Genomic DNA, 24,356 nt, shown 5'->3' with positions numbered 1-24,356 from the left:
TCATTTCATGGTTTGCAACAAGATTCGTGGGTACCGCAGATCAACTGTGGGAGCGAGCTTGCTCGCGATGACATCAGTCTATTCAACATTGATGCAAGCTGAACCACCGCTATCGCGAGCGAGCTCGCTCCCACATGGGGTGGGTGGTGGAGCGGCGCATTAGTCTTCAAAAGTTACAGGACTGCTGGTCGCAGGCGGGTTCGAGCGCCTAGACTTCGCCAGTCTTCAGTTCAGGAACAGCCCGTGACTTCCATTTTCTGGTACGACTACGAAACCACCGGCATCAACCCGCGTTGCGACCGACCCTTGCAGGTGGCGGGTATCCGTACCGATTTCGAGCTCAATGAAATCGACGAACCGGTGAACCTGTATTGCCGGCCCAGCGATGACATCCTGCCTCATCCGGCGGCCTGTGCGATTACCGGTATCACCCCGACATGCCTGGCCGAAAAAGGCTTGAGCGAAGCCGATTTCATGACCCGTGTCCACGGGCAACTGGCCGCGCCCGGTACCTGTGGCGCCGGCTACAACACCCTGCGCTTCGACGATGAAATGACCCGCTACAGCCTCTATCGAAATTTCTTCGACCCGTACGCGCGGGAATGGCAGGGCGGCAATAGTCGCTGGGATTTGATCGACCTTGTGCGCGCGGCCTATGCGTTGCGCCCGCAAGGCATTGTCTGGCCGCAAGAGGACGGTCGCGTGACCCTCAAGCTCGAGCGCCTGACCGCCGCCAATGGCATCGACCATGGCCAGGCCCACGATGCGTTGTCGGACGTGCGCGCGACCATTGCCCTGGCTCGGCTGATCCGTCAGCAGCAACCCCGGCTCTACGACTGGCTGTTCCAGTTGCGCAGCAAACAGAAGGTAATGGACCAGATCCGCCTGTTGCAGCCGATGGTGCATATTTCCGGTCGCTTCTCGGCGGCGCGCAACTACATCGGCGTGGTCTTGCCGCTGGCCTGGCACCCGAAGAACCGCAACGCCCTGATCGTCTGCGACCTGCACCTGGACCCCCAGGGCCTGCTGGACCACGATGCCGAAAGCCTGCGCCAGCGTTTGTATACCCGCCGTGAAGAACTGCTCGAAGGTGAGTTGCCGGTGCCGCTCAAGCTTATCCATATCAACAAATGCCCGGTGATCGCGCCGTTGTCGGTGCTGCGTGCCGAGGACCAGCAGCGACTGGAACTGGACATGGAGGGCTATCAGCAACGGGCATTGCGGCTAACTGACGCACAGAAAGTTTGGCAGGATAAACTTCAGGCTATTTATGGTCGGGAGGATTTCACCGCCAGCGAGGATCCCGAGCAACAGTTATACGCGGGCTTCCTGGGGGATCGCGATCGACGTTTATGTGAACAAGTCCGTATGGCGGATCCGCTGCAATTGACCCAAGAACGCTGGCCTTTTGATGATGAGCGTTTGCCGGAACTATTGTTCCGATATCGCGCGCGCAACTTTCCAGACACGTTGAATCCCGAAGAGCACGGGCGTTGGAGACTTTTCTGTCAACAACGGCTGTCATCCCCGGAATGGGGAGCGCCTAATACCTTGGAAAGTTTTGATGCGGCGATGAGGGAGTGGATGGCCCTGTCTACACCAGTACAGCAAGAAGTACTCAGGGAGTGGCAGGGTTACAGTCAGCAATTGCGCAAACGTTTAAGCCTTGAGCCGTGATGAAGTGAAAAGATGACAGGCAAAAAAAACGCCAGCAATCGCTGGCGTTTTTTGTTCGCTAAGAACGGTGCGAACCGGTGAGGCTTAACCCAGCAGGGTTGCCCAGCCTTCAACCACGTCACCGCCCCACTTGGCTTTCCACTCTTTCAGAGTCTTGTGGTTGCCACCTTTGGTTTCGATGACTTCGCCGTTGTGCGGGTTCTTGTATTGCTTAACTTTGCGAGCGCGTTTGGTGCCGGTAGTTTTGACGGCGCCGCGTGGGGCTTTGCTCGACTTGGCTTCTGGATCCAGCAGGGCAATGATGTCGCGCAGCGACTTGGAGTATTCGCCCATCAGCGTGCGCAGTTTGCCTTCGAATTCAAGCTCGGTTTGCAGTTTGTCGTCTTGGGACAGGTTTTTCAGGCGAGCTTGCAGTTCTTTGATGGCTTCTTCTGTGGCACGGTATTCATTGATCAAGGACATGTGGACTACCTTATGTAGGACGCGGGTGACAAGGAGACAGTGTGGCAATAGTAATCAGACAGTTTCATCAAGTAAACATTTAACCGGTGTTTTATTTAATTAATTAGTGCTGTGCCACAAAAACGCCTGTTGCAGTTAAATACTGCGGCAGAGTCTTCACATCTGTTCACACATATAATCCGCCTTCCCGACCCTCGCAGGCTGTGACCTGGGCTGTCGCCCATGATTCGGCGCGTCATCGATACTGCAGTTTTGCCGCGCAATGGCTAGAATGGCCGCCTTTGCGAAGTTCTGGAGTTTCCCTAATGCGCACTTTTCGTCTGGTGATTGCTTGTCCGGACCGCGTCGGCATCGTTGCTAAAGTCAGTAACTTTCTGGCGTCCCATAACGGCTGGATCACCGAAGCGAGCCATCACTCGGACAATCAAAGCGGTTGGTTTTTCATGCGTCACGAGATTCGTGCCGACTCGCTGCCCTTTGGTATCGAAGCCTTTCGTGAAGCATTCGCTCCCATTGCCGAAGAGTTCTCGATGGACTGGCGTATCACCGACACCGCGCAGAAAAAACGCGTGGTGCTGATGGCCAGCCGCGAGTCTCATTGCCTGGCTGACCTGCTGCACCGCTGGCACAGCGATGAGCTCGATTGCGACATCGCCTGTGTGATTTCCAACCATGACGACTTGCGCAGCATGGTGGAATGGCACGGCATCCCTTACTACCATGTGCCGGTCAACCCGCAGGACAAGCAGCCGGCGTTCGCCGAAGTCTCGCGGCTGGTCAAGCAGCATGATGCCGAGGTGGTGGTGCTGGCCCGCTACATGCAGATCCTGCCGCCGGCGTTGTGCCGCGAATACGCCCATAAGGTCATCAACATCCACCACAGCTTCCTGCCATCGTTCGTCGGTGCCAAGCCGTACCACCAGGCGTCGATGCGCGGTGTGAAGCTGATTGGCGCCACCTGTCACTACGTGACCGAAGAGCTGGATGCCGGCCCGATCATCGAGCAGGACGTGGTGCGCGTCAGCCACAGCGACAGCATCGAAGACATGGTGCGTTTCGGCCGTGACGTAGAGAAGATGGTGTTGGCCCGGGGCCTGCGTTATCACCTGGAAGACCGGGTGCTGGTGCACGGCAACAAGACCGTGGTGTTCTGACTACACTGCAAAGGGCCTGGAGGAGCGATCGCCAGGCCCTTTTTTCATGAGGTTCGCCATGACCGATCCATTGGACAAAGCCACCTCCAAGGCGCCGGCGACCCTGGGCGAGGGCTGCCTCAGCCGCTATGACCCAGATGCGTTGGGCCCGGAGGACGGCACTGAGTTTCCCGATGCCGCGCAATTGTGGGAGCAACTGCATCCCCAGGACGAGCCCGAACAGAAGCCGTGATGCGTCAGGCCTGTCTGAGCCTGACCAGTTTCTTGAGCAACGGTCGCCCGACCATCAGGAAGAACACCGGCCCGCCGGCCACCAGATAAAAGTAATAGGTCACCGCCCGCCAGATCAGAATCGCCGCCGCTGCGGTGGATTTGCCCACCATGGGGGCCAGCAGCGCCGCCGAAGTCAATTCGGCCGCCCCGGCACCGCCCGGCAGCAGGCTGAACTGTCCCGCACTCAAGGACAGCATCTGGATCAGGAAACTCCAGGCCCACTGCAGATCCGCTCCCAGCCCCTTCAACGCCAGGTACAACACGCTGTAGCGCAGCGCCCAATGCAGGCAGGTCAGGCCGAAGACCTGGAACAGTGTCTGTTTTGGCAGTTTCAAGGTGTCGGTGAACGCCGCCAGGAAGCTCAGGATCTTGCGCGCCCAGCGTCGACGGGTAACGGCTTTTACGCGCAGGTGGCGAAGCAGTCGAGCGCCCAGCAGAATCAATCTGCGGTGATAGCGGGCCACCAACACGCAGCCAAACAGCCCGCCAAACAATGAAATCGCACTTAACGCCAACATCCATTCCATGCGCTGGCTGAGGTTCTGGAACAGCGCGTAAAACAGAATGCCGACCAAGGCGCAGAGGAAGAACAGCAAGTCGCTCAATTGATCCATGGCAAACACCGCGCTGCCATGGGCCGGGCGCACGCCGTTGCGCGCCAGCAGGGCCATCAGCGTCAGTGGGCCGCCACTGCCACCGGGCGTCGCGCACATGGCGAACTCGGTGGACATCACCACGCCGATGCTTTTCAGCCCGCCGATGCGCCCACGGTGTTCCCCCAGCAGCAGGCGCAAGCGCACGGAGTTCAAGCCCCAGCACAGCACGATCATGCCGAGCATGGCCAGCAGTAGCGACAACGGAAAGCGCTGCACCCGTGACCACATTTCCCCGCCGCCGACCAGCAGCGGCACCAGTAGCGCCGTGAGCAGGGCGGCGCCCAGCCAGATCAGCCGTTTCATGCGGCGCTGCTGACCCGCAGCCCCTGGGTCGCCAGCCAGCCGACTTTGGTCATGGGTACACGACCGTCGTTGAGCAGGCGTTCGAGGGTGCGCAGCCAATAGTCCCGGGAAAAGGTATGGCGCATGTCCACTGGGTGCAGGCCCAGGCGAATCACCGGGGCCTGGCGCCAGCGCTGTTCGCGTTGGTCGCTGATGACTTTCGACAGGCCACGGCGCCAGGCGCTGCGGGCACTCCAGACCAGCCCCGGCGCGTCGATGGCAGTGAAGTCGGGCAGGCGATAAAGGTGTTGGGTGTCACTGGTGTAGCTTAGCGGCAACTGGCGCAAGGCCTGGCGCGTGCCTTCGCTCATCAACCAGGCGGGGGCGACGAAACCCTCCAGCGGCCAGTGGTAGCGTTCAAAGGTGTCGATCCCGGCGCGCAGGCGGGCGAGGGCGGCGGCCTCGGACAGGTTGTAGAACTCACCTTCGTGGGTATAGACCCGGCGCATGAACCAGTCCTTGGGGTGACGGGCAACAGGACCGTCGTCGCAATGGTAGTAGCCATGCAACACCAGTTCGTCGCCGCGCTCGACCCGGCTGTCGAGCAGGCGCCGAAAGCCAGGATGAGCCTCCAAGGCATTGTGGCGATGAAAGTCCGGCACCACCAACCAGGTCATCGGTACCTGGCCGAGGGCATCAACGGCTTCGACGAAGGGCTGGTAGTCGGGCCAGGTTTGCGGTGCCACGTCGTGTAGCACCAGGAGGACGCTAGTGTCCTGTATCACAAATACTGTTCCTTTTTGACGGTGTCTGTTGTCGTCATGCTGCGTTGCCGCTCCTCGCCATAGCGGGCTATGACTCGTCGCGGCGCCTTGCCTGACGACAACAGCCACTCGCCAAGAAAGAAACGTATTTGCGAAACAGGACACTGGACGATTGATTCATCGACACGGACCTCGCCTCAACCATTGGCCAGCAGTGGCATCTGCTCGCCGAGCACGGCGTAGTAGTGCCCCAGCAAGCTGTTGACCACGGTATCCCAGGCGTAATGACGCTCCACGTGCCGGCGTGCCAATACCCCCCGGCGCTGACAGCCTTCGGAAAACAGTTGGCGCACGGCGTTGGCCATGGCCTGTGGGTTGTTGGGCATGCACAGCAGGCCGCAGTCTTCGTCGACGATTTCGGTGAAGGCCCCGGCCGCCACCGCCACCACGGGAATGCCACTGGCCATGGCTTCGAGGATCACCAGGCCGAAGGTTTCCTGGTCACCGGCGTGCAGCAGGGCATCGGCGCTGGCCATGAGCCGGGCGACTTGCGGCGCCGGGCAGAATTCATCGATCACCGTGACGTTGTCCGGCACCAAGGCGGGCATCGACGAGCCCACCAACAGCAGGTGGTAGCGCTCGCCCAGGCGTTTCATGCACTTGAGCAGCACCGGCAGGTTTTTTTCCTTGGAGCCGCGACCAGCGAAAATCAGCAGGCGCGCGTCTTCGGCGATGCCCAGCTCTGCGCGCAACTCCGGGTCACGGGCGGCCGGGTTGAAGGTTTGCAGGTCGACGCCCAACGGTTGCACGTAGACGTTCTTGACCCCCAACCCGGTCAGTTTGTCGGCCATGACCTGGCTCGGCGCCAGGACCCGGTCGAAATTGCCGTACAACTTGCTGACATAAGCTTCGATGTTGGGGGTGAACCAGTTGCCCATGCGGTTGCTGACCAGCAGTGGCAGGTCGGAGTGATAGAAACCGATGACGGGCACGTCGAGCTGGCGACGGGCATCCAGCGCGGCCCAGGCCGTGAGGTAGGGATCGCCGACTTCAATCAGATCGGGCTGTAGATCGCGCAGGACATTGCGCCAGGGGGCCAGGCGAAGGGGGAAGCGATAGCCCTTGCCGAACGGCAGTGCAGGGGCCGGAACCTTGTAGATCCCATCGTGCTCGCTCAAATGCGCGCCGGGGATCAACAGACTGTGGCGAATACCGGGCCGATCGCCCAGGCGCCGGTGCTTGGCATCCAGATAAGTGCGCACGCCTCCGCTGGCGGGGGCGTAGAACATGGTTATGTCCGCTATATGCACGATGAACGTCCCTCCGGTCAGTGTTCTCCTGTGTTGACCTTTAGTAAGAATAGATGTTCGGTTGAGGTTGTGGGGTTGGGGTGTCAGTGGAGTATTGCCGGGTTTGAGAGGGCCTCATCGCGAGCAAGCTCGCTCCCACAGGAGAGGCACAGATCCCATGTGGGAGCGAGCTTGCTCGCGATAGGGCCAGTCCGGGTTCGCAGGCTATTATTCCTGACGCCAGGAGCTTAATGCGCCAGGCATGCTTTTATATAAGCGTGCAAAATGGCGTCACATCGCAAACACCACGGGTGACCACATGCCTGACTCATCGCAACTCGTTATCGGGGCCGACCTTAGCGGCCAGCCCATCGCCCAGGCCATGCGCCTGGCGAACCGTCATGGTCTGGTGGCGGGTGCCACCGGTACCGGCAAGACCGTCACCTTGCAGCGCCTGGCCGAAATGTTCAGCGACGCCGGCGTGGCGGTGTTCGCGGCGGACATCAAGGGTGACCTGTGCGGCCTCGGCGCGGCGGGCAACCCCCAGGGCAAGATCGCCGAGCGCATCGCCGGCATGCCTTGGCTCAATCACAAGCCCCAGGCTTATCCGGTGACCTTGTGGGATATCCACGGCCAGTCCGGTCATCCGCTGCGCACCACCTTGAGTGAAATGGGTCCGTTGTTGATCGGCAGTCTGCTGGAACTGACGGACAGCCAGCAGTCGGCGCTCTACGCCGCGTTCAAGGTGGCCGACCGCGAAGGGCTGTTGCTACTGGACCTCAAGGACCTGAAGGCGCTGCTCAACCATCTCAAGGACAACCCCGAGTTGCTGGGGGACGACGCGGCCCTGATGACCACCGGCTCCAGCCAGGCGTTGTTGCGACGTTTGTCCACCCTGGAACAGCAGGGCGCGGACGCGTTGTTCGGCGAGCCGGCGTTGCAGCTCGAAGACATCCTGCAACCGGCCAGTGATGGCCGTGGTCGCATTCACTTGCTCGACGCCAGCCGTCTGGTCCATGAGGCGCCGAAGGTCTACGCGACGTTCCTGTTGTGGCTGCTGGCCGAGCTGTTCGAGCAGTTACCCGAGCGCGGCGATGCGGACAAACCGCTGTTGGCGCTGTTCTTCGACGAGGCGCATTTGCTTTTTGCCGGCACTCCCAAGGCCTTGCAGGAACGCCTGGAGCAAGTGGTGCGGCTGATCCGTTCCAAGGGTGTGGGGGTGTATTTCGTGACCCAGTCGCCGGGCGACTTGCCGGACGACGTGCTGGCGCAGTTGGGCTTGCGCATCCAGCACGGGTTGCGGGCCTTCACTGCCAAGGAGCAGAAATCCCTGCGGGCGGTGGCCGACGGCTTCCGGCCCAACCCGCAGTTCGATGCCCTGGCGGTGCTGACCGAGCTGGGCATCGGTGAAGCCCTGGTGGGCACCTTGCAGGAAAAAGGTACGCCGGAAGTGGTCCAGCGGGTGTTGGTGGCGCCACCGCAATCGCGCATCGGGCCGCTGAGCGAAGCCGAGCGCGCCGGGTTGATCGCCAGTTCGCCGTTGCAAGGGCGCTATGACAAACCCATAGATCGCGAATCGGCCTATGAAGTGCTGATGGGCCGCAAAGGGCTGGAACCGCAGGCCGAAGAGGCGCCGGGCAAGCCGACGGCGGAAGAACCGAGCTTCACCGAAAAGGCCGGCGAGTTTCTCGGCACCGCGGCCGGCCAGGCATTGAAATCGGCCATGCGCCAGGCGGCCAATCAGTTGGGCCGGCAATTGGTGCGTGGGTTGATGGGGTCGTTGCTCGGTGGCAGCAAGCGCCGGTAGTCAGGGCCGAGTCGCCGCCTTCGCGAGCAGGCTCGCTCCCACAAGGATTGGCGTCGTACACGAAATAGGTGTCCGCCGCAGATCCCCTGTGGGAGAACCGAGCTTCACCGAAAAGGCCGGCGAGTTTCTCGGCACCGCGGCCGGCCAGGCATTGAAATCGGCCATGCGCCAGGCGGCCAATCAGTTGGGCCGGCAATTGGTGCGTGGGTTGATGGGGTCGTTGCTCGGTGGCAGCAAGCGCCGGTAGTCAGGACCGAGTCGCCGCCTTCGCGAGCAGGCTCGCTCCCACAAGGATTGGCGTCGTACACGAAATAGGTGTCCGCCGCAGATCCCCTGTGGGAGCGAGCTTGCTCGCGATAGCTATCCAACCGGCGCCGAAAGTCTCAATCCTTTGGCCGCGCATGCGCCGCCAACCGCTCCAGCGCCGCCCGCAGGTTGGGATCGGTGATGCCATCCGCCGTGGCCTGAATGGTCGCGGCGGCGTCGGTGGACAAATCCAGCGTGTGCCCCTTGGCGCCGACCTGGACGGTGGGCGGTTGCACCTTGAACAGGATTCGCGTCAGGTTGGCGAATTCTTCGAACGCCTGGAGTTGGCGCAGCAGGCGTTTTTGCTGGTAGCGCAGGCGCGTGGCCCAGTGGCCGTCGGTGACGATCAGCAGCAAGCTGCCTTCGCGCCAGGAGGCCACGTGGCAATGCTCGCGCGCGGCCGGTTGCAACTGGCTGTCGAGCAGGCGTTGCAAGTGGCCCAGGCGTTTGGCGTGGCCAAAGATGGCTTTCAGCGGCTTGGCTTCGCGCAGCAGAACGGCGGGTGCCTTGGCTGGAAGAGGGCGAAAGGCCATGAATGAATACCGCAAGTGACAGAGGCGCCATGGTAGCAGAAAGCGCCGGATGCGCCTCGACCCTCTCGCCCAGCGGCTTTTGGCTGCACAATCAATGATTAACTTCTGCGCTGGGTGGGTTGAAGTTCGCGCAAAAGCCCTTATTTTATGCAAGCCCCGTCACAGCGCTGTGCCAGCATCGTGGAATAACGCCACTTTCCTCTCCATCGTTTCCGGGTAGAATGCTCGTTCGCATGCGGCCATGAGGGCTGCACGGGCGACTCACGGGGCCGCCCTCCATCCCTTTAGTGTGGAAGATCCTGCCGATATGTTTGCGCCTTTGTTAAAGAAACTTTTTGGAAGCAAGAACGAGCGTGAAGTCAAGCGCATGCTCAAGACGGTACAGACTGTCAATGCCTTCGAAGAGCAAATGGTGGCCCTTTCGGACGATCAGTTACGCGCCAAGACTGCCGAATTCAAGGACCGCATCGCCAAGGGGGAAACCCTCGACCAGCTCCTGCCTGAAGCCTTTGCGGTCGCCCGTGAAGCCGGCAAGCGGATCATGGGCATGCGCCACTTCGACGTTCAGTTGATCGGCGGCATGACCTTGCACGAAGGCAAGATCGCCGAAATGCGTACCGGTGAGGGCAAGACCCTCGTGGCGACCTTGGGTGTGTACCTCAACGCGCTGTCCGGCAAGGGCGTGCACGTCGTGACGGTCAACGACTACCTGGCCCGCCGCGACGCCAACTGGATGCGCCCGCTCTACGAATTCCTCGGCCTGACTGTCGGCGTCGTCACGCCGTTCCAGCCGCCGGAAGAGAAGCGCGCCGCCTACGCCGCCGACATCACCTACGGCACCAACAACGAATTCGGGTTCGACTACCTGCGCGACAACATGGCGTTCAGCATGGAAGAAAAATTCCAGCGTGAACTCAATTTTGCCGTGATCGACGAAGTCGACTCCATCCTCATCGACGAAGCCCGTACCCCGCTGATCATTTCCGGTCAGGCCGAGGACAGCTCCAAGCTGTACATCGAGATCAACAAGCTGATCCCGCAGCTCAAGTTGCACGTCGAGGAAGTCGAAGGCGAAGTGACCCAGGCTGGGCACTACACCGTTGACGAGAAGACCCGTCAGGTCGAGCTCAACGAAGCGGGTCACCAGTTCGTCGAGGAAATGCTCACCCGTGTTGGTTTGCTGGCCGAAGGCGAGAGCCTGTACTCGGCCCACAACCTGGGCCTGCTGACCCACGTTTATGCTGGCCTGCGTGCGCACAAGCTGTTCCATCGCAACGTCGAATACATCGTGCAGGACGGCCAGGTCGTACTGGTGGACGAACACACCGGCCGTACCATGCCGGGTCGTCGCCTGTCCGAAGGCCTGCACCAGGCCATCGAAGCGAAGGAAGGCCTGAATATCCAGGCCGAGAGCCAGACCCTGGCCTCGACCACCTTCCAGAACTACTTCCGCCTGTACAACAAGCTGTCCGGCATGACCGGTACCGCTGATACCGAAGCGTTCGAGTTCCACCAGATCTACGGCCTGCAAGTGGTGGTGATTCCGCCGAACAAGCCGCTGGCCCGTAAAGACTACAACGACCTGGTGTTCCTGACCGCCGAAGAGAAGTACGCGGCGATCATCAACGACATCAAGGACGGCATGGCCCAGGGCCGTCCGATCCTGGTGGGTACCGCCACCATCGAGACTTCCGAGCACATGTCCGCCCTGCTCAACAAGGAAGGCATCGAGCACAAGGTCCTCAACGCCAAGTTCCACGAGAAGGAAGCCGAGATCATCGCCCAGGCCGGTCGCCCGGGTGCGCTGACCATCGCCACCAACATGGCTGGCCGTGGTACCGACATTCTCTTGGGCGGCAACTGGGAAGTGGAAGTCGCCAGCCTGGAAAGCCCGACCCCAGAGCAGATCGCGCAGATCAAGGCCGACTGGCAGAAACGTCACCAGCAGGTGCTGGAGTCCGGCGGTTTGCAGGTGATCGCTTCCGAGCGTCACGAGTCGCGTCGTATCGACAACCAGCTGCGTGGCCGTGCCGGTCGCCAGGGTGACGCCGGTTCCAGCCGTTTCTACCTATCCCTGGAAGACAGCCTGATGCGCATCTTCGCCTCTGACCGGGTGAAGAACTTCATGAAGGCCCTGGGCATGCAACCGGGCGAGGCGATCGAGCACCGCATGGTGACCAACGCCATCGAGAAGGCCCAGCGCAAGGTCGAAGGTCGCAACTTCGATATCCGCAAGCAATTGCTCGAGTTCGATGACGTCAACAACGAACAGCGTAAAGTGATCTATCACATGCGTAACAGTTTGTTGGCCGCCGACAACATTGGCGAAACCATCGCCGATTTCCGCCAGGACGTGCTCAACGCAACCGTCAGCGCCCACATCCCGCCGCAGTCGCTGCCGGAGCAGTGGGACGTCGCCGGCCTGGAAGCCGCCCTGCAGAGCGACTTCGGCGTGGCATTGCCGATCCAGCAATGGCTCGACGAAGACGATCACCTGTATGAAGAAACCCTGCGCGAGAAACTGCTGGCCGAACTGATCGCTGCCTACAACGAGAAGGAAGACCAGGCGGGCGCCGAGGCGCTGCGTTCCTTCGAGAAGCAGATTGTGCTGCGGGTACTGGACGACTTGTGGAAAGACCACCTGTCGACCATGGACCACCTGCGTCACGGTATCCATTTGCGCGGTTACGCCCAGAAGAACCCGAAGCAGGAGTACAAACGCGAGTCCTACACGCTGTTCTCCGAGTTGCTCGATTCGATCAAGCGCGACTCGATCCGTGTGCTGTCCCACGTTCAGGTTCGCCGCGAAGACCCGGCCGAAGAAGAAGCCCGCCTGCGTCAGGAAGCCGAAGCCCTGGCTGCGCGCATGCAGTTCGAACACGCCGAAGCCCCGGGTCTGGAAGTGGTCGCCGAAGAGGGCGTCGATGTGGATGTCGCCTTGGCGACCGCACCGGTGCGCAACGAGCAGAAGCTGGGCCGTAACGAACTGTGCTATTGCGGTTCGGGCAAGAAATACAAGCATTGCCACGGGCAGATCCAATAATCCCGTTTCAACGCTGAACGACCCGCGCCGCGACCGGCTTCCAGCCGTCGCGGCGTTTTGCCATTTGATCTACCGTCCCGATGGAGACGGTGCCGATATACATCTCATTTAAGGAGCGCATTCATGGCTGTTGGTCTTGGTCCGTTGCCAACGTTGCACCCGGTTGCCGGTTTTGAACTCGGTATTGCCTCGGCGGGCATCAAGCGCCCCGGGCGCAAGGACGTCGTGGTCATGCGTTGCGCCGAAGGCTCGACGGTCGCTGGCGTGTTCACCCTCAATGCCTTTTGCGCCGCGCCGGTCATCCTGGCCAAGCAGCGCGTGCAGGGGCCGGTGCGTTACCTGCTGACCAACACCGGTAACGCCAACGCCGGCACCGGCGCGCCAGGCCTGGCCGCTGCCGAGCGCACCTGCGCAAAGTTGGCGCAACTGACCGGTGTCGATGCCAGCCAGGTGCTGCCGTATTCCACCGGCGTGATCGGCGAGCCGTTGCCGGTCGAGAAGATCGAAGGCGCGTTGCAAGCCGCTCTCGATGATCTGTCGGAAAACAACTGGGCAGCAGCCGCCACCGGCATCATGACCACCGACACCTTGCCCAAGGGCGCGAGCCGCCAGTTCGAGCATGATGGCGTGATCATCACCGTCACCGGTATCAGCAAAGGCGCCGGCATGATCCGCCCGAACATGGCGACCATGCTCGGCTACATCGCCACCGACGCCAAAGTCTCGCGCCAGGTGCTGCAAGACCTGATGCTTGACGGTGCCAACAAATCGTTCAACCGCATCACCATCGACGGTGATACCTCCACCAACGACTGCTGCATGCTGATCGCCACCGGCAAGGCCAGCCTGCCGGAAATCACCGAAGCCAGCGGCCCGCTGTTCGCGGCCCTGAAGCAGGCGGTGTTCGAAGTGTGCATGGAAGTGGCCCAGGCCATCGTCCGTGACGGCGAAGGCGCGACCAAGTTCGTGACCGTGCAGGTCAATGGCGGTGGCAATCATCAGGAATGCCTGGATGTCGGCTACACCGTGGCCCACTCGCCGCTGATCAAGACCGCGCTGTTCGCCTCCGACCCGAACTGGGGCCGGATCCTCGCTGCCGTTGGCCGTGCCGGCGTGCCTGAGCTGGACGTGAGCAAGATCGACGTGTTCCTCGGTGAAGTCTGCATCGCCAGCCAAGGCGCTCGCGCTGCGACCTACACCGAAGCCCAGGGCGCGGCTGTGATGCAGCAGGAAGAAATCACCATCCGTATCGAGCTGGGACGTGGGGATTGCAGCGAAACGATCTGGACCACCGACCTGTCCCACGAGTACGTCAAGATCAACGCTGAGTACCGGACTTAACAGGCCCGGGACCGAGCTGCTCCAATCGCGAGCAAGCTCGCTCCCACAGGGATTTGTTGAGTGGCATCGATAGTGGTCTCAACACAAATCCACTGTGGGAGCGAGCTTGCTCGCGATGGCGTCAGAACAGACACCCTCAGAACCACAAGAAAGGAATCCAGACATGAGCCTGCACCTGATCATCGGCGACAAAGATCTATCTTCCTGGTCCCTGCGCGGCGCGTTGGCCCTGGCGCTGACCGGCGCAAAGTACACCGAAGAGCTGGTCAGGCTCGACCAACCCGACACCCGCGAGAAGCTGCTCAAGTATTCGGCCACGGCCAAGGTCCCGTTGCTCAAGACCGAGTTCGGCGTGATCGCCGATTCCCTGGCGATTGCCGAATACCTGGCTGAACAGTTCCCGGATGCCGGCCTCTGGCCAAAGGATGTGGCCGCCCGGGCCCAGGCGCGGTCGGCCTGTGCACAAATGCACAGCGGTTTCTTCGCCATCCGCAGCAACATGCCCTTTGACCTGCTGCACGATGCACCGCTGTCGCCCATGCCGGCTGACGTCCAGGCGGAAATCGAGCGGGTGCTGGCGCTGTGGGCCGAATGCCGTGCCGCGGCGACCGAAACCGGTCCCTACCTGTTTGGCCGCGTGAGCCTGGTCGATGCGTTTTTTGCCCCTGTTGCCGTGCGCTTGCGCACTTATCAGGTGAAACTGTCGGAGGTCGATGAGGCCTACGTCGAAACCCTTTATCAATGGCCGGCGTTCAAGGCGTGGCAACAAGCTGGCCTGGAGGACACTGCGCGGTGAAACGAGTCCATGTGGCGGCAGCGGTCATTCGCGATGCCGCCGGTAAAATCCTGATCGCCCGACGGGCCGACACCCAGCACCAGGGTGGCCTGTGGGAGTTCCCCGGTGGCAAGGTCGAGGCCGATGAATCCGTCGAAACCGCCCTGGCCCGCGAACTTCATGAAGAGCTGGGTATTGTCGTCGATGCCGCCCGGCCGTTGATCAAGGTGCGTCACGACTACCCGGACAAACAGGTGTTGCTGGATGTCTGGGAAGTCTCGGCGTTCACCGGCGAGCCCCACGGCGCCGAAGGGCAGCCGTTGGCCTGGGTGACGGCCCGCGACCTGACGAACTATGAGTTCCCGGCGGCCAATCAGCCGATCGTCGCTGCGGCCCGTTTGCCGGGTCAGTACCTGATCACGCCTGACGGCCTTGAGACGCCGGCCTTGCTGCGCGGCATGCAGAAGGCGATTGCCGGCGGGATCAAGTTGGTCCAGCTACGTGCCCCCGGTGGTTACGACCCGAAATACCGCGATCTGGCGGTGGATGCGGCGGGGCTGTGTGCCGGCAAGGCCCAGCTGATGCTCAAGGGGCCGTTCGAATGGCTGGGAGATTTTCCTTCCGCCGGCTGGCACATTACCGCCGCGCAGTTGCGCAAGCATGCAGCGGCCGGTCGACCGTTTGGCAAGGACCGCTGGCTGGCGGCCTCCTGCCATAGCGCCGAGGAACTGTCCCTGGCGCAGCAGATGGACGTGGACTTCGTGACGCTCTCGCCGGTGCAGCCGACCCAGACCCACCCTGACGCACAGCCGTTGGGGTGGGCCGAGGCCGCACGCTTGATCGAGGGCTTCAACAGGCCGGTTTATCTGTTGGGTGGGGTCGGGCCTGGCGAGCGGCAAAAAGCCTGGGAGGCCGGGGCGCAAGGTGTGGCGGGGATTCGGGCGTTTTGGCCTGAGGCTTGAAGCTGCAGTGAACTGATCGTTCCCACGCTCCGCGTGGGAATGCCTCAACGGACGCTCCGCGTTCGGCTCTGGAGGGACGCGGAGCGTCCCGGGCTGCGTTCCCACGCAGAGCGTGGGGAACGATCATGCAGGTGATCAGCCCTCAGGCTTGGCCGCCGCCACCCAAAGCACCTCTGCCACCCCTTGCCGCCGGGCAATGACCCGCGCGGCCACGAACAGCAGATCCGATAACCGATTGATATAGGCCAGCCCCGGCCCGGCCAGCGGTTCCACCGCGTTCAGTTGCTGACAACGGCGCTCGGCGCTGCGGGCCAGGCTGCGGCAGACGTGGGCCTGAGCCACCAGCGCCGAGCCACCGGGCAGGATGAAGTTTTCCAGGGGGCCCAACTCCTCGTTCCACCCATCGATCGCCGCTTCCAGTCGCTCGATTTCCGCCACGTTCAAGGCCTGATAAGCCGGCATCGCCAGTTCCCCGCCGAGGTCGAACAGACGGTGCTGACAAGGCGCCAGCACGTCACTGACCTCCTTCAGCCCCGGATGTCGGGTCGTTTCAGTGGCGAGCCCGGCCAGCAACAACCCCAGCTGGCTATTCAGTGTATCCACTTCGCCGATGGCCTCGACCCGTGGGTGGTCCTTTGCCACGCGGCGACCATCGCCCAACCCGGTTTCACCTTTGTCGCCGGTGCGGGTGTAAATCTTCGACAGGCGAAAAACCATGCTCAGCGCTCCAGTTGTCTGTTTTCCTGCGGCACCATCGAAGTGCCCGCCAGGGGCAGGCGCAAGGTGAAGCAGGTGCCTTGACCCGGCGCCGACTGCACTTCCATCTGGCCCTTGTGGTTGTTGGTGATGATGAAATACGAGACCGACAGCCCGAGGCCCGTGCCCTGGCCGATCTCCTTGGTGGTGAAGAAAGGTTCGAAGGTACGTTTGCGCACGTTCTCGCTCATGCCGATGCCATTGTCCTCGACCTGGATTTCCGCCCACGGTGGATTCAACCGCGTGCGCAGGATGATGCGCCCCGGTTCGCTGTCGTCCTGACGTTGATGGATCGCCTGGGCGGCGTTTTTCAGCAGGTTGAGCAGCACCTGTTCCAGCTCGTTGGCCGTGCCGGGCACTGGGCCCAGGTTCGGATCGAACTGACGGGTGATCGCCTGGCCCTTGAAGTCGAAACCGATTGCCAGGTCGAAGTCGTTGCCGGCGATTTCCACTGCCTGGTCGATCAGCGCGGGCAGGTCGCAAGGCGCCATTTGCCGGGTACTGCGACGACTGAAACTGAGCATGTGGGTGACGATTTTTGCCGCCCGGGCGCCGGCTTGCTGGATACCGTCGAGCAACTGCGGGATCTCCCGACCCTGGAGATAACGATTGACCTCCTCTAACGGGATACCCAGCAGCTCGGCCTGTTCGAGGTTCTTGGGCAGCTCCGGCGACAGGCGGCGGCGGATGTTCTGCACGTTGTGCAGGATCGCCCCCAACGGGTTGTTGATTTCATGGGCCATGCCCGCCGCGAGGCCGCCGACCGAGAGCATTTTCTCCGATTGCACCATCATTTCTTCCAGCGACAGGCGCTGGGTGATGTCATCGATCCGGATGACCACGCCACGCCCGGCTCCACCCATCAGTGGGTAGAAGGTGAGGGCGTAGTGCCGGGCTTCGTCGTCCTTGGTCCAGGTGACGCGTTCGATCTTGGCCACCGTGTGTTGCTCGACGGTCTGCTTGAGCTGCGGCAGGTAGGGTTTGAGCGGTTCGAAGGCGAGGAAAATCGGCTGGTTCAGCGCCTCGTCCAGCCGTGTGCCGGAGAGGGCGCTGGCTTCCTGGTTCCATTGGGTGACGTAGAGTTGCTCGTCGAGGGCGATCAGCGCCGACGGCATCGAGTCGATGATGCTGTTGAGGTAATTCTGGAAACCGGTGAGCTTTTTCTCGATCTTGCTGCGCACCTGGACTTCCAGCTCCAGCTTGCGATTGGTATGACGGGTTTCTTCCGCCAAACCCTGGGCCTGGTCGTAGGCGGCCTGGGAGTCGTCCCGCGCGCGCTTGAGTTGCTGCTCCCGGGCTTCGATCCGCGACAACATGGTGTTGAACGCCTCGGCCAGGCTGCCGATCTCATCGTGGTTGCCGCGTGCGGCACGCAGGGCGTAGTTCTCTTCGCGGGTGACCTGGCGTGACAGTTCTTCGAGTTGATGAATCGGCTGGGTGATCAGGCGCTTGATCTGCTGGGCAATGATCAGCCACAGCAACACGCTGAAAATCAGGATGCCGAGGCTGGCGGTCAGGGTGCCGGTGTAGAACGCGGTCGGCAATTCGCTGCTGGCTACCAGCAACAGATGACCGGGCAGCGTGCCGGGGCGGGGCAGGGTAATGACCTGGTTGCTGCGGAATTCACCGGCCTGCCAAGCCTGCATATTGCGGTAATGGTCCGGCAGCTTGAGTTTTTCGGCATGTTGCAGCTGCGCCAGGCGTTCGCCCTGGCCGTCGTACAGTGCCGCCGCCCTCAGCGGTGCGTAGCTGTTGAGCTCGTCGAGCAAGCGTTGGGCGCTTTGTGGCGACTGCAGGGCGTCGGAGATCAGGCTTGGATTGGCCACCAGCCGGCCAATGGTCTGCAGGGCCTGGGGTGCCATGCTTTCCTGGGAAATGTAGTAGGCGGCGCTGATAAAGGTCAGGTTGGCCACCAGCAGGACAGTGGTCAACAACACCAACAGGGCGGCCAGCAGTTTCTGGCCGACCGGGAGGTTTTCAAGGCGCTGGCGCAATGGCATCAGACTCGTCGCTAAAAAGGAATACGAGGGCCAGCGTAGCCGCTGCTCAGTCGCTGGGCAATCCGAGGTTGTGCAAGTGGGCAATCAGTCGCTGCCGCAGTTGTTCCAGGTGCGGCACGGTCAGTTCATGGCGTTGGGCGACCTTGCAGGCGTAACCGAGCAAGTAGCTGATTTCGGTGCGGCGCCGATTGGCGACATCCTGGTACATCGAGGAGTAATTGGCGGCCGTGGCCTGGATCACTCGTTCAACTTCCGGTTGCAAATCTTCGGCCGCCGCGGGCTGGCCACAACGTTCGAGCAGGTCGGTGAGCTCTGCGCACAGGGTCGCCACTTCGCAGCGGTGTTCCTGCAAGCCGCCGTTCTTGCAGTGGTGCAGCACGGTCAGCGGGTTGATTGCGCAGTTGAGCGCCAGCTTGCGCCAGAGCCGGGTGAGGATGTCGGCGCTCCATTCGTGGGGAATGCCGGCGGCGGCCAGGTCGTCGAGCCAGAACGGCGCCACTGGGTGAGCAGGATCGCCCAGCCAGGTGTAGCCGTGGCCGGCGAACACCACGCGCCAGTCACCGTCGCGGAACGCGCCTTCGGTGCTGGAGGCGCTGATGCAACGGGCTTGGGGTACGCAATTGGCCACCGCGTCCTGGCTGCCGAGGCCGTTCTGCAACAGGATCAGTTCCGATTCGGCGTCCAGGCGATGGGCCACCGAGGCCACGGCCGCTTCCGCGTCGTAGGCTTTGCAGGCCAATAGCAGGCGCCTGATCGGTTCCGGGCTGTCCGCCGTTTCGCCAGGTATCGGGTAGCTCTGCGCCTGTCCCTGTTCCACCAACGTCAGGCCGCCGGCGCTTCGGTAGGCCTGCAGGCGGGCTTCGTTGCGCAGCACCAGCCGCACCGGCAACCCGGCCCGGGCCAGGCGCGTGGCCCACAATGTGCCGAGACTGCCGGCCCCTAGGACATGCCAGGTGGTAGACATCAGTTTTTTACTCGGATTGGCGCAAGCATCTGAGGGCTCGCCGTGTCGGCAGGAAAAGAGCCGTTATAATGAGCCCGATTTTAACCATAAGCCAAGCGCGCGCCGTTGATACTGGCGCGCCTTTTTATTTGGAGAACACTACATGCCGTCATTCGACGTGGTATCCGAACTGGACAAACACGAAGTCACCAACGCGGTTGAAAACGCCGTCAAGGAACTCGACCGTCGTTATGACCTCAAGGGCAAGGGCAGTTTCGAGTTCAAGGAAAAAGACCTGACCGTGAACCTGACCGCCGAGGCCGATTTCCAGCTCGAGGCGATGATCGAGATCCTCAAGCTGGCGCTGGTCAAGCGCAAGATCGACGTGCAGTGCCTTGAGGTCAAGGACGCCTATGCCTCGGGCAAGCTGATGAAACAGGAAGCTGTGCTCAAGGAAGGCATCGACAAGGAGCTGGCGAAGAAGATCGTCGCTCATATCAAGGACGCCAAGCTCAAGGTGCAAGCCGCCATCCAGGGCGAGCAGGTGCGGGTCACCGGCAAAAAACGTGACGACTTGCAAGAAGCCATTGCGGCACTGCGCGGCAAGGAATTCGGTATGCCGCTGCAATTCAACAACTTCCGCGACTGATACTGGGTTGTATTAAACATTGTGGCGAGGGGATAAATCCCCCTCGCTACAAAATGCTGCGTGCAACAGGAATAGGAGAGAAAGATGGATTTGAATGCTGAAGTGGACAACCTGGTCAAGGCTTCCCAGACCTGGATCCCCATGATCATGGAATACGGCAGCCGCGTGTTGCTGGCCGTCATCACCCTGGCCATCGGCTGGTGGTTGATCAACAAAGTGACGCAGAAACTCGGCGCGCTGCTGGCCTTGCGTAACGCCGACCTGGCGCTGCAAGGGTTTATCAGTACCCTGGCCAACATCATCCTGAAGATATTGCTGATCGTCAGCGTCGCTTCGATGATCGGCGTGGAAACCACCTCATTCGTCGCCGCCATCGGTGCCGCCGGCCTGGCGATTGGCCTGGCCTTGCAAGGCAGCCTGGCGAACTTCGCCGGTGGCGTGCTGATCCTGCTGTTCCGCCCGTTCCGCATTGGTGACTGGATCGAAGCCCAGGGTGTGGCCGGTACGGTCGACAGCATCCAGATCTTCCACACCGTGATTCGCACCGGTGACAACAAGACTGTCATCGTGCCAAACGGCAATCTTTCGAACGGCATCATCACCAATACCAATCGCCAGCCGACCCGCAAGGTCGTGTTCGATGTAGGCGTGGATTATCAGGCTGACCTGCAAAAAGCCCGGGAAGTGTTGTTGGCGTTGGCCAAGGATGAGCGCGTGCTGGCTGATCCAGCGCCTGAAGCGGTGATTTCCACCTTGGGCGACAGTTCCATCACGGTGTCGCTGCGCATTTGGGTCAAGACGGCGGATTATTGGAACGTGATGTTCATGCTCAATGAGCAGGCGCGGGATCGCTTGAAGGACGCGGGTATTGATATTCCGTTTCCACAGCGAGTGATTCGGGTCGTTCAGGAAGGGCCAGCGCAATAATGATTCGACTATAACCTGGCGCTGGGGTCAGGTTATGTTTAGTTAGCTTGCTAATTAAGAAGTTGTATAAAGACTGAATGCAGTCGAAATAAAAAAACCGCTCACCTGGATCAGGTGAGCGGTTTTTGTTTGTTGCGGGTGCAGCTATCGAATTAGCACTGAATTACAAGATGCTCAGTGGGTATTCGACGATTACGCGGAAGTCGTTAACGTCGCCAGTGACGTTAGAGGACGCACGATAGAACGCCTGACGTACACGGAACGAGAGGTCTTTGGCTGGACCGCTCTGCAGTACGTATTTGGTTTCGATGTCCCATTCGTGTTCTTTACCTTCACCGGTATCGGTGGAGATGTTGTCACCCTTAACGTAACGGGTCATGAAGCTCAGACCTGGTACGCCGTAGGTTTTCATGTTCAGGTCATAACGAGCCTGCCACGAACGCTCGTCGGCGAAGTTAAAGTCGGAGTATTGGATGGAGTTGGCCAGGAAAATCGTGCCGCCACCGTCTACGCCGTAAACGTAACCAGTGTCACCGCTAGAGCGCTGATGCGCCAGGGTGAACTTGTGAGCGCCGAGGCTGTACGCAGCTGCAAGGGACCAGATGCGGTTGTCGACATCGCCTGCCAGCTCTTGACCTTGGCTCTTGCTCTTATAGCCGTTGAAGTCGAAGTTCAGCGCTTGCGAATCGTCGATCGGCAGGGTGTAGTTCAGGTTGACGTATTGCTTCTTGAAGTAGTCATCGACATCGGAAGCCGCAACGCCAGCCACGAAATTGTCGGTGAACTGGTAGGTTGCGCCAGCGATGTCAGCGGAAGTCAGGCCTTTAGAATGTGCGCCATTGATGCTGTCGTGGCCCATGTTCTGCTGCCCGCTCATCGCGGTGAAGTGACCAGCGCTCAGCTCCAGGCCTTTGATTTCCTTGCTGGTGATCAAAGTACCGGTAGCAAATTCTGGCAACAAACGGCTGTCATCGGTGGAGAAGACCGGGCTTTCAGTTTGTTGGGTGCCGTATTTCAAGACGGTGTCGGAAAGACGGAATTTAACAGCAGCGCCGGCTTTCGATTGTGTGTGTTCAGGCTTGCCTTCGTCGTCGGAAGCAAACAGGTTGTTGCCCTGACGGCCTTCGCCACCGTCCAGACGTGCGGTGCCGCCTGCGAATGCGTCAACACCGACACCGATAGTGCCTTGTGTGAAGCCGGATTTGTAAATGAGCAGCTCACTAATACCGGTATCTTCACGGTAGCCATTTTTGAAGCCGCCACCTGGCAGAGCAATGTTGCCGCCGCCGTTACGTTGGTCGCGGTTCATGTACTCAAGACGAGTTTTTGCGGTCAGGCTTTGGTCTTCAATGAAACCTTTAGATTCCTCTTGGGAGGACGCCATTGCGAACTGCGAGGTACCGGCCGATACAGCCAGTGCGATCATGCTCCACTTCATCACGCGCATCGTGATTTGCTCCTTTGGTTTTTAGAAGAGTACTGCCGTCCCACCTGTTTTTTTATCTGGGCGGCTCTTTCTTTTTGTGTCGGCGCAAACTTATATCACGACGACATTATTGGCGATACTTGCCCATTCAACCTTTCAGCTTCTTTACGACCATGTCGCCAATGGCTCGATCCATGTCGTATTTCAGCTATTCCGACGCAACCGTATTCACAACTTTAATGTCGTTTTCTTTTTCCGGCATCGGTGTAAAGAGTCCGTCATTACCGCGCTTGAAGCTCCTGAGGGCAGCCTTGCCACTTTAATTTTGTATGTCGGCAGGTTCCCGCGTCCGGCGGGACCTTTGGACAGTGCGGGGATGAATGCAACAAGCATGCTCAAACCCGATTTTCGTTTACATTTTTTTCACATTTTATCGATTGACGCGGTGAAACCTCATGAAACCGGGCTCCAAAGGCCTTGTTTTAAATAGGGTTGACTCGTGTGCGGCTCTCGTGTTTGACGCCAGCAAACGTGGCAAGACAATCAAAAACGTTACCGGTTCACCCTACCCAGTGAGTAAATCACGGATACTTTGTGCACTGAGCGTAGACGCACTGTGCTGTTTTGGTGCAAAAAAATTTCAGGTTGTACGAAAATCTTACAGCGTCGAGGCTTTGCCTGGGCTCTGGCATGGTCCTGTCAGGACCTTACCGTGCCGCTTGCGCTGTGTTGGTGCGTCAGGTTGCACAGGTTGATGCCGTATGTTGAAAAAAATCATTCGAAGGCCGGGCATCAGCACGGTACGCAGTGATCGATCCGGCGTTCGCGGGTATGCTGCGCATCTGAGTCCTATGCAGGCCTGCGGGCCGCCAAACCGGGCAGAACCAATAACGAGCGAGGAGTACACGCGGTGTTCGCTTTAGATCCACGACTGCAACAAGACACATTGCCCATCGGTGATTTCCCGTTGTGCCGGTTGCTCTTGTCCAACGATTCGAACTACCCGTGGTTCATCCTCGTACCGCGGCGGGAAGATATCAGCGAATTGTTTCAATTGGATGACGCTGATCAACAACAGCTGTGGAAAGAAACCACGGCGCTGGCCGAAACCCTCAAGGATTCGTTCGATGCCGACAAGATGAACGTTGCAACCCTGGGTAACGTCGTCAGTCAATTGCACATGCACGTCATCGTGCGCAAGCGTGATGATGCCGCCTGGCCTGCGCCGGTCTGGGGCAAACACCCAGCCCAGCCTTATAATGCAGGGCAGGTCGCGGCCATTCGTGAACGGTTGCGAGTGGCCTTGACCGATGATTTCAAGTTTCTGGAGGGCTGAACCATGAACCTTGAAGACCGCGTAACCGATCTGGAAAGCCGTCTGGCGTTTCAGGATGACACCATCCAGGCATTGAACGACGTGCTTGTGGAGCAGCAGCGGATCGTCGAGCGTCTGCAGCTGCAGATGGCGGCGTTGCTCAAGCGCCAGGAAGAAATGGCCGGGCAGTTCGAGTCGTTCGAAGAAGAGGCGCCGCCTCCTCACTACTGACCAGGCCCGACTCTCGTTTGACGGGCAATAAAAAACCGCGAGCAGCCAGGCTGCATCGCGGTTTTTTTATGCTGGGATCAGCGGCGCGGCAGCGCGGCGATCACATCTTCGGCCTGCAGGCCCTTGTCGCGGTTCATCACGGAGAACTCCACGCGCTGGCCTTCCACCAGGACGCGATGGCCTTCGCCACGAATGGCCCGGAAATGCACGAAAATGTCATCGCCGGAGTCGCGGGAGATGAAGCCGAACCCTTTGGACGTATTGAACCACTTCACCGTGCCGGTATCGCGGTTGGACATGTCGTAGTTCTGCGCAGCGGCGGCCGGCGACGACTTCTTGTAGAAGCTGACGGCCAGGTGCAGTGCCACGGCGAGCAGTGCTGCACCCAGGCTGAACAGAATGGCCGGTTGACCGCCGATTTCCGGCATAGGCGCCAGCAGGGCCAGGGTTTGCAGGGCAACGGCCAGCACCAGCAGGGCACTGACCAGGTTTTGCAGTTGGTGACGTGGACCTTTGTTCCAGTAAGGGATAACAGGTGCGAGGGTCAGGTTGAGCAGGCCGAAAAAGGCCAGGTACAGTGCATCGGGGTGTTGCAGGTAAGGTGTGGCTTCGGAACCCAGGCTAGGGATGAAGGACAGCAGCAGGGCAGCTGCGCCCATTAGCAAGTGGACGATTTTCAACATTTTGATTGGCTCACGGTTAAGACAGATCACAAGGAAGAGCTGGTCGGGGGCGGTTCGCTTCGAAACAATGAGAGGCGTTGGACACGTACCCGAATCAGCCTA

Annotated in this window: 22 protein-coding genes and 1 pseudogene; 13 read left to right on the top strand and 10 right to left on the bottom strand. The window is 60.4% G+C overall.

What is annotated here, in order from left to right; all coding sequences use genetic code 11:
- Positions 1–243: 243 nt before the first annotated feature.
- Positions 244–1,677: an exodeoxyribonuclease I gene (sbcB, locus tag F7R20_RS09195; protein ID WP_013694117.1), complete on the top strand. Its 1,434-nt coding sequence runs from the start codon at positions 244–246 to the stop codon at positions 1,675–1,677.
- Positions 1,678–1,761: 84 nt separating this feature from the next.
- Here sbcB and mvaT read toward each other — a convergent pair whose 3' ends face one another.
- A complete protein-coding gene (mvaT, locus tag F7R20_RS09190) occupies positions 1,762–2,139 on the bottom strand; it encodes a histone-like nucleoid-structuring protein MvaT (RefSeq protein ID WP_003205091.1) in 378 nt (125 codons plus the stop codon).
- 305 nt (positions 2,140–2,444) lie between these two features.
- Here mvaT and purU point away from each other — a divergent pair, with 305 nt between their 5' ends.
- Positions 2,445–3,293 carry a formyltetrahydrofolate deformylase gene (purU, locus tag F7R20_RS09185; RefSeq protein ID WP_003205089.1) on the top strand — a complete coding sequence of 283 codons (849 nt, stop codon included), beginning with the start codon at positions 2,445–2,447 and terminating at the stop codon, positions 3,291–3,293.
- A gap of 58 nt (positions 3,294–3,351) precedes the next feature.
- Entirely contained in the window at positions 3,352–3,525 is a 174-nt protein-coding gene (locus F7R20_RS31615; RefSeq protein WP_003205087.1) for a hypothetical protein, read from the top strand.
- A 4-nt stretch (positions 3,526–3,529) separates the two neighbouring features.
- Here F7R20_RS31615 and F7R20_RS09180 read toward each other — a convergent pair whose 3' ends face one another.
- The 3 genes from F7R20_RS09180 to F7R20_RS09170 form a co-directional block, all read right to left on the bottom strand.
- A complete protein-coding gene (locus tag F7R20_RS09180; protein WP_003205085.1) occupies positions 3,530–4,525 on the bottom strand; it encodes a lysylphosphatidylglycerol synthase transmembrane domain-containing protein in 996 nt (331 codons plus the stop codon).
- Entirely contained in the window at positions 4,522–5,286 is a 765-nt protein-coding gene (locus tag F7R20_RS09175) for a DUF2334 domain-containing protein (protein WP_032833067.1), read from the bottom strand. The genes F7R20_RS09180 and F7R20_RS09175 overlap by 4 nt, the downstream gene beginning before the upstream one ends.
- A 179-nt stretch (positions 5,287–5,465) precedes the next feature.
- Positions 5,466–6,557 carry a glycosyltransferase family 4 protein gene (locus F7R20_RS09170; protein ID WP_003205082.1) on the bottom strand — a complete coding sequence of 364 codons (1,092 nt, stop codon included), beginning with the start codon at positions 6,555–6,557 and terminating at the stop codon, positions 5,466–5,468.
- Positions 6,558–6,876: 319 nt separating this feature from the next.
- Here F7R20_RS09170 and F7R20_RS09165 point away from each other — a divergent pair, with 319 nt between their 5' ends.
- Both F7R20_RS09165 and F7R20_RS09160 read left to right on the top strand, forming a co-directional pair.
- On the top strand, positions 6,877–8,364 hold the full coding sequence (locus tag F7R20_RS09165) for a helicase HerA-like domain-containing protein (RefSeq protein ID WP_003205079.1): 1,488 nt from the start codon (positions 6,877–6,879) through the stop codon (positions 8,362–8,364).
- A gap of 91 nt (positions 8,365–8,455) precedes the next feature.
- A pseudogene (locus F7R20_RS09160) lies at positions 8,456–8,611 on the top strand (helicase HerA-like domain-containing protein); the annotation flags it as partial.
- A gap of 136 nt (positions 8,612–8,747) precedes the next feature.
- Here F7R20_RS09160 and F7R20_RS09155 read toward each other — a convergent pair.
- Positions 8,748–9,203 (bottom strand): DUF721 domain-containing protein, encoded by a 456-nt coding sequence (locus F7R20_RS09155; RefSeq protein WP_003205074.1) that lies wholly within the window; start codon positions 9,201–9,203, stop codon positions 8,748–8,750.
- Between the two features lie 307 nt (positions 9,204–9,510).
- On the opposite strand from F7R20_RS09155, the gene secA reads away from it, so the two are divergent.
- The 4 genes from secA (at position 9,511) to F7R20_RS09135 (ending at position 15,324) form a co-directional block, all read left to right on the top strand.
- Positions 9,511–12,246 (top strand): preprotein translocase subunit SecA, encoded by a 2,736-nt coding sequence (gene secA, locus F7R20_RS09150; protein ID WP_003205071.1) that lies wholly within the window; start codon positions 9,511–9,513, stop codon positions 12,244–12,246.
- A 123-nt stretch (positions 12,247–12,369) separates the two neighbouring features.
- Positions 12,370–13,587, top strand: coding sequence for a bifunctional glutamate N-acetyltransferase/amino-acid acetyltransferase ArgJ (argJ, locus tag F7R20_RS09145; protein ID WP_003205069.1), 1,218 nt, complete (start codon positions 12,370–12,372; stop codon positions 13,585–13,587).
- Positions 13,588–13,750: 163 nt separating this feature from the next.
- The gene (locus F7R20_RS09140) at positions 13,751–14,383 is read left to right on the top strand and encodes a glutathione S-transferase family protein (protein WP_003205067.1); all 633 of its coding nucleotides are present in this window, start codon (positions 13,751–13,753) and stop codon (positions 14,381–14,383) included.
- Positions 14,380–15,324, top strand: a complete 945-nt coding sequence (locus F7R20_RS09135; protein WP_003205066.1) for a Nudix family hydrolase — start codon at positions 14,380–14,382, stop codon at positions 15,322–15,324. The genes F7R20_RS09140 and F7R20_RS09135 overlap by 4 nt, the downstream gene beginning before the upstream one ends.
- A gap of 135 nt (positions 15,325–15,459) precedes the next feature.
- Here the strand turns inward: F7R20_RS09135 and F7R20_RS09130 are convergent, their stop codons facing one another.
- From F7R20_RS09130 to F7R20_RS09120, 3 genes are read right to left on the bottom strand one after another with little or no spacing between them, the layout of a single operon-like run.
- The gene (locus F7R20_RS09130; RefSeq protein WP_003205064.1) at positions 15,460–16,041 is read right to left on the bottom strand and encodes a cob(I)yrinic acid a,c-diamide adenosyltransferase; all 582 of its coding nucleotides are present in this window, start codon (positions 16,039–16,041) and stop codon (positions 15,460–15,462) included.
- A 2-nt stretch (positions 16,042–16,043) separates the two neighbouring features.
- Positions 16,044–18,080 carry a sensor histidine kinase gene (locus F7R20_RS09125; RefSeq protein WP_003205062.1) on the bottom strand — a complete coding sequence of 679 codons (2,037 nt, stop codon included), beginning with the start codon at positions 18,078–18,080 and terminating at the stop codon, positions 16,044–16,046.
- 46 nt (positions 18,081–18,126) lie between these two features.
- Complete coding sequence (locus F7R20_RS09120; protein WP_003205059.1) at positions 18,127–19,044, bottom strand: putative 2-dehydropantoate 2-reductase; 918 nt, start codon at positions 19,042–19,044, stop codon at positions 18,127–18,129.
- 142 nt (positions 19,045–19,186) lie between these two features.
- Between F7R20_RS09120 and F7R20_RS09115 the strand changes: the two genes are divergently transcribed.
- Positions 19,187–19,672: a YajQ family cyclic di-GMP-binding protein gene (locus F7R20_RS09115; RefSeq protein WP_003205057.1), complete on the top strand. Its 486-nt coding sequence runs from the start codon at positions 19,187–19,189 to the stop codon at positions 19,670–19,672.
- Positions 19,673–19,756: 84 nt separating this feature from the next.
- Positions 19,757–20,599, top strand: coding sequence for a mechanosensitive ion channel family protein (locus F7R20_RS09110; RefSeq protein ID WP_003205055.1), 843 nt, complete (start codon positions 19,757–19,759; stop codon positions 20,597–20,599).
- A 163-nt stretch (positions 20,600–20,762) separates the two neighbouring features.
- On the opposite strand, the gene F7R20_RS09105 is transcribed toward F7R20_RS09110, so the two are convergent.
- A complete protein-coding gene (locus tag F7R20_RS09105; RefSeq protein WP_003205054.1) occupies positions 20,763–22,046 on the bottom strand; it encodes an OprD family porin in 1,284 nt (427 codons plus the stop codon).
- Positions 22,047–22,935: 889 nt separating this feature from the next.
- Between F7R20_RS09105 and F7R20_RS09100 the strand changes: the two genes are divergently transcribed.
- Both F7R20_RS09100 and F7R20_RS09095 read left to right on the top strand, forming a co-directional pair.
- On the top strand, positions 22,936–23,361 hold the full coding sequence (locus F7R20_RS09100; protein WP_003205052.1) for an HIT family protein: 426 nt from the start codon (positions 22,936–22,938) through the stop codon (positions 23,359–23,361).
- A 3-nt stretch (positions 23,362–23,364) separates the two neighbouring features.
- On the top strand, positions 23,365–23,571 hold the full coding sequence (locus F7R20_RS09095) for a SlyX family protein (protein ID WP_003205050.1): 207 nt from the start codon (positions 23,365–23,367) through the stop codon (positions 23,569–23,571).
- Positions 23,572–23,648: 77 nt separating this feature from the next.
- Here the strand turns inward: F7R20_RS09095 and F7R20_RS32060 are convergent, their stop codons facing one another.
- Positions 23,649–24,254 carry a cold-shock protein gene (locus F7R20_RS32060; protein WP_003205048.1) on the bottom strand — a complete coding sequence of 202 codons (606 nt, stop codon included), beginning with the start codon at positions 24,252–24,254 and terminating at the stop codon, positions 23,649–23,651.
- Positions 24,255–24,356 lie beyond the last annotated feature (102 nt).

The organism is Pseudomonas brassicacearum subsp. brassicacearum, from assembly GCF_008801605.1.
Taxonomy (GTDB): Bacteria; Pseudomonadota; Gammaproteobacteria; order Pseudomonadales; family Pseudomonadaceae; genus Aquipseudomonas; species Aquipseudomonas brassicacearum.
This window is presented reverse-complemented; position numbering and strand designations above follow the sequence as displayed.